The organism is Burkholderiales bacterium, from assembly GCA_013695435.1.
In the GTDB taxonomy this organism is placed as follows: Bacteria; Pseudomonadota; Gammaproteobacteria; order Burkholderiales; family JACMKV01; genus JACMKV01.
The window spans coordinates 1-6833 of record JACDAM010000301.1 but is presented as its reverse complement, the minus strand read 5'-3'; the positions used below and the strand labels follow the sequence as shown (position 1 = coordinate 6833).

Annotated in this window: 10 protein-coding genes and 1 pseudogene; 7 read left to right on the top strand and 4 right to left on the bottom strand. The window is 56.5% G+C overall.

The annotated features are described in order from the left end of the window. Positions 1–325: 325 nt before the first annotated feature. Entirely contained in the window at positions 326–568 is a 243-nt protein-coding gene (locus H0V78_14860; GenBank protein MBA2353011.1) for a DUF378 domain-containing protein, read from the bottom strand. A gap of 51 nt (positions 569–619) precedes the next feature. Next, the gene (locus H0V78_14855) at positions 620–1078 is read right to left on the bottom strand and encodes a fasciclin domain-containing protein (GenBank protein MBA2353010.1); all 459 of its coding nucleotides are present in this window, start codon (positions 1076–1078) and stop codon (positions 620–622) included. A gap of 215 nt (positions 1079–1293) precedes the next feature. Between H0V78_14855 and H0V78_14850 the strand changes: the two genes are divergently transcribed. From H0V78_14850 to H0V78_14835, 4 genes are all read left to right on the top strand, one after another. Further along, positions 1294–2262, top strand: coding sequence for a cobalamin B12-binding domain-containing protein (locus H0V78_14850; GenBank protein ID MBA2353009.1), 969 nt, complete (start codon positions 1294–1296; stop codon positions 2260–2262). 329 nt (positions 2263–2591) lie between these two features. Continuing rightward, a complete protein-coding gene (locus tag H0V78_14845; GenBank protein MBA2353008.1) occupies positions 2592–2855 on the top strand; it encodes a hypothetical protein in 264 nt (87 codons plus the stop codon). Between the two features lie 24 nt (positions 2856–2879). Next, positions 2880–3065: an ATP-binding domain-containing protein gene (locus tag H0V78_14840; GenBank protein MBA2353007.1), complete on the top strand. Its 186-nt coding sequence runs from the start codon at positions 2880–2882 to the stop codon at positions 3063–3065. A 397-nt stretch (positions 3066–3462) separates the two neighbouring features. Then, entirely contained in the window at positions 3463–3642 is a 180-nt protein-coding gene (locus tag H0V78_14835) for a hypothetical protein (protein MBA2353006.1), read from the top strand. A 534-nt stretch (positions 3643–4176) separates the two neighbouring features. Here the strand turns inward: H0V78_14835 and H0V78_14830 are convergent. Next, entirely contained in the window at positions 4177–4410 is a 234-nt protein-coding gene (locus tag H0V78_14830) for a hypothetical protein (GenBank protein MBA2353005.1), read from the bottom strand. Positions 4411–4719: 309 nt separating this feature from the next. Here H0V78_14830 and H0V78_14825 point away from each other — a divergent pair, with 309 nt between their 5' ends. The 3 genes and pseudogenes from H0V78_14825 to H0V78_14815 all read left to right on the top strand — a co-directional run bounded on the left by H0V78_14825 (position 4720) and on the right by H0V78_14815 (position 5538). Then, positions 4720–4998, top strand: a complete 279-nt coding sequence (locus H0V78_14825) for an SOS response-associated peptidase family protein (GenBank protein ID MBA2353004.1) — start codon at positions 4720–4722, stop codon at positions 4996–4998. A gap of 41 nt (positions 4999–5039) precedes the next feature. Beyond that, positions 5040–5207: a hypothetical protein gene (locus H0V78_14820; GenBank protein MBA2353003.1), complete on the top strand. Its 168-nt coding sequence runs from the start codon at positions 5040–5042 to the stop codon at positions 5205–5207. Next, positions 5207–5538: pseudogene (locus H0V78_14815) on the top strand (type I restriction endonuclease subunit R). Before H0V78_14820 ends, H0V78_14815 begins: the two are co-directional and overlap by 1 nt. Before the next feature lie 55 nt (positions 5539–5593). Here H0V78_14815 and H0V78_14810 read toward each other — a convergent pair. Further along, the gene (locus H0V78_14810) at positions 5594–6493 is read right to left on the bottom strand and encodes a YihY/virulence factor BrkB family protein (GenBank protein ID MBA2353002.1); all 900 of its coding nucleotides are present in this window, start codon (positions 6491–6493) and stop codon (positions 5594–5596) included. Positions 6494–6833 lie beyond the last annotated feature (340 nt).

Sequence of the window (6833 nt, the reverse complement as noted above, 5' to 3'; positions counted from 1 at the left end):
TTCCCCACTCAACTTCGAACGCAGTCATGCCGACCGCAAATCAGTGGTCCCGGAGCACCCCATTGCAACCCCAGAACCCGCTTGAAACCCAAGCGCTAACCCGTCCGCGAAACCGGGGGAACTCCAGTCTTGCCTGCAAACAACGCGTCAGTGGTTACGTTTCTCCATTGATCGTCTTCTGGTACACGGAAGGTAACCTGTGGCACATGCTGACCTTCACGATTTTGTAACATACGATTTCTCCTTACTGAAGCGGTGATGCGGCACAACTCGGTGATCTCAAGATACCCCAAAAGCCTACAGGGCTCCTGGGGCACCACGAAGCTTAGAACGCTTTTGAAGGCGTGACGCTGGACGATGCCGAGGGTTTGAGTAAGAGCCTGATGCAATAAAGCCCGGCAAGTCCGACCAGGGCATAGACGATGCGGCTGACGATAGCGGCCTGTCCGCCGAACAACGCTGCCACCAAGTCGAATTGAGCGAAGCCGACTAGGCCCCAGTTGATTGCCCCTACGATGACGAGAATCAGGGCGATGCGATCTGTCGTATTTATGCTATGCGTTGCCATGTTTAATTCCTTCTGTATTAAGTATTGGTAAAAGGAAACAGATTGTGGTGTTCAGTTCGGAACGAGCACGGTGTCGATGACGTGGATAACCCCGTTGGTCGTCATAATGTCTCCTTTGACCACATTCGCGCCGCCCACTTTGAGGCCGGAACTCGTATCGATCGAAAGCGATTGGCCCTCCGCGGTCTTCGCGGTGTCGAGCTTCTTGATGTCCATGGCAGTTACCTTTCCGGGAACGACATGGTAGGTCAACACCTTAGTCAACGCTTGCTTATCCTGTAGAAGAGCGTTGAGCTCATCTTTGGGAATCTTCGCAAACGCTTCATCGGTGGGTGCGAAGACCGTATACGGCCCTATTCCTTTCAAGGTTTGTATTAGACCGGCGGCCTTTAGCGCGGTTACCAGTGTGTTGAAGCTGCCCGCTGCTACCGCGGTTTCGACGATGTCCTGTCGTGCTGAAATCTGCGGCTGAACATCCGCTGCAGAAACTTGGGTCGTTATGATTGTCATGCCCAATGCTGCGGCGCTAAGCCAGGAGAGACGTTTTTTCGAGGGGTACATGGTACTTGCTCCTTTATCTATTTAAGTCGGATGAGGTTAGAACCAATGGTTACGAAGACAGACGGTGGAAACATTACTGCTGTCTGTTTCTGTCTAGGACAATACAACGACTGTGACTCAATGTCAAGCTCATTGTCCTAGGTAATACATCTGGCTATAATCTTATGGAAATGGACAAGTATAAACAAAACATGGACAAAGCATCGCAGGAGCCGCGCCACCCGATCCAGGTCGTCGCGCGCCTAACGGGTCTTAGTCCGGATATCGTCCGGATTTGGGAACGCCGCTACCGCGCCGTGTCTCCCCAGCGCTCCCCCAGCGGGCGAAGGTTTTACTCCGATGCCGAGATCGAGCGGCTGACGCTGCTCCGGCAGGTAACTGCAGCCGGGCGACGCATCAGCGACGTCATCCACCTTTCCGAACGGGAGTTACATGAGCTCGTCACCTGGAATGAAGTGGCCTCAACGCAGCCATCAGGCTCTGCTTCGTTCCGCTCAGGGAACATTACTGAACGTCTTGCGGCTTGTCGTAAGGCTATAAACGACATGAAACCCCAAGCCCTGCAGCGCGCTTTGGCCGATGCGCGTGTCGCACTGAGCGTTCCGGTTCTTCTCGATGGAATCATAAGCGCACTGTTGCATGAGGTTGGGGAACAGTGGAAAAGCGGATCGGTAAGGATTTGCGAGGAGCATATGACGGTTGCTGTGGTTCGGTCTTTTCTCGGGGAACTGCTCGTCGCCAGCAACATGAGTCCTGCAGGACCGATCCTGGTCGTGACTACTCCTGCCGGGCAGAACCACGAACTGGGCGCCTTGATGGTAGCCATTATCGCCGCCTTGCAAGGGTGGGACATCGTCAACCTCGGTCCCAACACCCCTGCTGCTGAAATCGCCGCCGCTGCCGCGAAGACGGACGCAAGGGCGGTTGGGCTGAGCATCGTCTATCCACCCGATGATGCTCGCCTTGCTCACGAGCTCCGAACGCTGCGCCGGCTGCTAACGGAAGAAACGACGCTACTGGTGGGAGGGCGCGCCGCTGTCGGCTACCGAGCGGTGCTGGACGAGATCGGCGCGCTTTGTTTTCGAAGCCAAGGCGAACTTCAGGCCGCGCTTGACGGTCTTCGCGGACTATAAGTCGCGCCTTCAGTATTCCGACGCTGACTTTTTAAACCTTTCTGACAAGGATGCGCCCGTCGCGACGGCTCGCCGGGAAAGTCCGCGCCCACCTTGGAACAGGTAGCATGCCATCGCGTCGATGCCGGCCGGTACGGAGATCGAGCGCCGTAACCGCGCCCTCGTCGCGTTTACGCTCCTTACAGGCGCGAGTGACAGCGCCATTGCTTCGATGAAGTTGAAGCACGTTGATTTGATCGCGAATAGCGTATACAAGATGCACGCGAGGTGCGGTACAGCAAGACCTTCACTACTTTCTTCTTTCCGGTCGGGGCGAGATTTCCCGGGTCGTGGCGGAGTGGGTCGCATATCTCCGAGAAGAAAAACTTTGGGGCAATGACGATCCGCTGTTCCCGTCGACGCGCATCGCACTTGGGGCGGCGCACCAGTTTGAGGCTGTTGGGCTGGGCAAATACCCCAAACCCATGGGGTTTGAGGAGATCGTGTACTGCGACAAGGTCATCAACCTCGTCAACACCGACCCCAGTCCGGGGTGGAACAAGCATCGCAAGGTGTATATCCCGCGAAGGAAGACGCTTACAGGGCCATGGTGAAATCGGAATGGCCGTCGGCTACTTCTGGAAGAAGGGGCAGCCGGACTTCCGCTGGAAACTCGAGGTCGAGTTTTCCTCGCAACCCGGCTTCAAGTACGCCTCACCAGCCGCGATTTTGGCGAAGAGGGCAATGCGGTCCTTGAGCTCGCCTACGCACTGACTGTACACAAGTCCCAGGGCAGCGAGTTTGGCACTGTCATCCTTGTGTAGCCGAATCCTTGCCGCCTGCGAGCTCCTCGATACCGCACTCACGCGCCAGAAGGACCGCATCGTCATTCTGCACCAGGGGCCGCGCACCGAATACGCAAGTATTCCCCGGACGACCGCTCCGAGACCGCGCGCCGCTTGACCAACCTATTCATCGCGCGGTCACCCGTCGTGATCAATGGTCAGTTCTTCGAGGAGTACCTAATCCACCGCACCGCGCGCGGCGAAATGGTTCGCTCCAAGTCTGAAGTAATTATCGCCGACCATCTTGCAAAACAGGGGCGTCGAGTACGGTTACGAACAGCCGCTCACCATCGATGGCGTCACGAAGTATCCCGACTTCACGGTTGAGGACATGGAATCCGGTCAACGTTCTACTGGGAGCATTGCGGGATGCTGCATGTACCCCAGCTACCGTCCCAGGTGGGAAGCGAAACTCGACTGGTATAGGACCCACGGTATTCTGCCGCGGGCGGAAGGGAGCGGCAAGTACGGCACACTGATCATTACGCGCGACGAGGCGAATGGCAGCATAGACTCTGCGAAGATCACCAAGCTGATCGCGGACGTGCTCAGTTGATGAGGTCGCCCAGGACGCCGGGCCGACGCCGGAGTTTCCACGTCCGGGCGCGACACCGCCGATCAGCGCTTCAACGAGATCCTGGCGAAGTGGGGGGCAGCAAGTGATGCGGGCGGTCCAGTGCGGCGCATTCTGCTCTAACCATTCCAGCGCAACGGTCTCGAACGTGTTTGCGCCCTCGTGCTGGCGCTTGACCGCTTCTAGCTGGCGTTCGTGGGCCGGATGGACGCCCTGCTTTCCGAGCCCGCGGCATCGTTCCGCGGCCCTTGCTCCGGTGAGAGTGAATCGGCCCCCGGCTTTGCGGGCTTCGGCCTTTTCATGCCATAGATCATCTGGGCACGGGGAAGTGTTGAGCCCAGCCTCAAATGAAGAAAATACGTCGAGCGCGAAAAGGAGAGGGCCCGCGTCCTGGTGGACGAGAATCAAGGATCCCAGAGAGTTTGCACGAGAGGGCAAATCGATATGCAATGTCCGGGTAGACAAGAAAACGCCGCCTCGCGGCGGCGCTTGATCGCTTTTTTTAGTCGGATCGAACTAGCGCTGTTTGTCCGCCTGCTTGCTCATTTGCTCCAACTTGCGGCTGGCTTCTTTTGCGTTTTCTATACCAGCTTCGGCTACCTTGTTGCCGGCCTCATTCGCGGCGTTTACGGCCTCGATTGCTTTGCTGGTTTCATTCGCAGCATTTTGTCCGGCTTTGATTGCTTTGTTGCTGGCTTCATTCGCGTCCTTGTTACTCATACGGAGGATCCTTTTGATTATTTGCTGCATATTTGTTGCAGTGCAGCGATAATAAGCTTGAACCGGGCAAGTGTCAATTTTAACGTTGCGTCCGCAGCATGCTACAGCGGAGATTGCAATTATCAAACTTCAATGGCGACCGCCTTCGGCCGAAGGATTGAAGCGTTTGTTACGCATCCCCTCACTCCCTTTCTGGGATGTCACACAGGTGCGCGATTGATCGGCTCTGGTTCGCATACCGCACGAGATGTGTCATTTATTAGCCCTGTTGTGTTAGCTATTGATGACGCATAGCCCGTTCGTGATACAAGGACGTAGTCTCTGTACAAAAGAGCAGTGGTGGCCGAACAACGGCGAAAATCAACCGAGACGTACACTATCATCACGACTTCTGCGAATAAGCTAGTCGGCGAGATTCACGATCGCATGGCGGTGATCTTGCCGGGCGAGCGATATGACGAGTGGCTTGACGGCGGAAATCAGAACGTCGACGAGCTAAAAGCGCTACTGCAGCCCTACCCGGCAGACAAGATGCAAGCGCACCTGGTCAATCCGATGGTCGGCACTGTCCGGAACGATGAACCGAGCCTGGTCGAGCCTTTTCCGAACAGCGCCTGAGTTTTCGCTGCTCGGCATGTTAGTGGCTGGCAATGCAGTCCATGAACTCCAACCTGCGGGAGCGCGACATGCGTGAGGCGTGCAAGACCGACGAGTATCAAATCCTGCTCGTGGCAAACAAATTCCAGACCGGCTTCGATCAGCCTTTGCTGTGCGGCATGTATGTGGACAAGCGGCTGGCGGGCATTGCAGCGGTGCAGACGTTTTAATCATCACCAAGGTCAATGATCTGTTCGAAGGCGAGCTGACGGAAAATGATCGGCTGGTGTATGGAACAACGTCATCAAAGGCAAGCTGCTGGAATCGGTGATCCTGGTACAGCAGGCAGCCAACGACGCCAAGGAACAATTCGCCAACTCACCCGACCTATCCTACGAGCTGATGAACGCAATCATGGACGCATTGGCAGCGCACAACACGATGAGAAAGCAGGCTTTGCAGTCGGAAAGGGTGCGCAGCGGCCTGCGGGACATTCTGTTGGCGCCTGCACAACTTTATGAGGGGTTGCGAGAACGGTCCGATGTCGTGGAGCGAGCATGAGTCTTGGCCTCAGCATAACCATTGCCATAACCTGCATTGGATTAGTTACCGCAGCTCAATCCGTGCGTAGCGGCTTCGGCGGCGCATCCTGCTTGCCTATGCCGACGCGCTCGTATTCGGAGATGACCTGGGCGCCGAACAAGAGCACCGTCGCCGCGATTTCCAGGCTCAGCATCACGGCAATCGCGGTGGTCAGCGAACCGTAGACTACGCTGACCTGCGACAGCGTGGCGAAGTACCAGACGAGCGCGTGGCGAGTGAGTTCCCATAGCAGCGCCGCGGTTACGCCGCCGATTAGTGCATGCCGCAGCGACAATCGTCCGACCGGCATTATCAGATAGATCGAGGTGAGAACGAAAATCTCACCGCCCAGGCCGAGAAGATAGAGGAGCGCGCCGGACACGCCGCGGAGCGACCAGCTACGTCCAAGAAAATCGACGCTTTCCTGGCCGATGGCCTGCAGGATGCCCGCGACCAGGGTAACTAGCAGCAAGCCGATGCTGAGAAACAGGATGTAGCAATAGGGCAGCAACGCGGAGACGAGAAAGCGGCGCCTGCGAATGGCGACGCGATGCAGGAATATTACCGACATCGCATTCTCCAGCACGGTAAATGCGAGCGAACTGAAAAATATCATCGTCGCCAGCAGCACCCAGCCCATGACTTCGCGATGATCTAGAAAGTTCGCCAGCTCGACCAGCATCGGTTTGGATTGTCCGGGAACCAGCCATTCCAGATAGCGGCTCAAGGTGTCCAGCAACTCCGCCTGATCGATCACGTGGGAGAGTGCGATGATGATGAGGATCAGCAGCGGCACGATCGACAAGAGCGTGTAGTACGCCACCGCGCCGGCCAACAGAAGCCCCTGATTGGCGCGGAAGCCTTTCAGGGTCTGCACGGCGAAGGCGCCCGGGTGCTGCAGTATGTACGAAGCCCGGCGTCCGAAGGTGCGCATTTTGGCGGCAGTGGGGTGAATCAGGCCGGATGTGGCGAAGCACGACGGGTGCCTATGCGAGCACTTGATGCTAATGGAAAATCGACGCGCCGTCAGCGGGTCCGGTCGAGTGGTTCAGGCACCCATTGTTTCCCCCTTGGGAGGTTAACCTGGTGAACCTCTGTCTAAAAGTTTGTTAAGGTTCTCTAATATTTTATTCGTTGAGGGTTTGTTGATTAGCAGTCCGTTGAAATTATCGATGCATTCAATGCAAGGATTGGTTCGCGATTGGATTTTTGGATTAAGAGAACGTCCGGAAGGGGTTTTGGCGGATTGGCGCCGCCGGTTTTGCGTTTGGCGG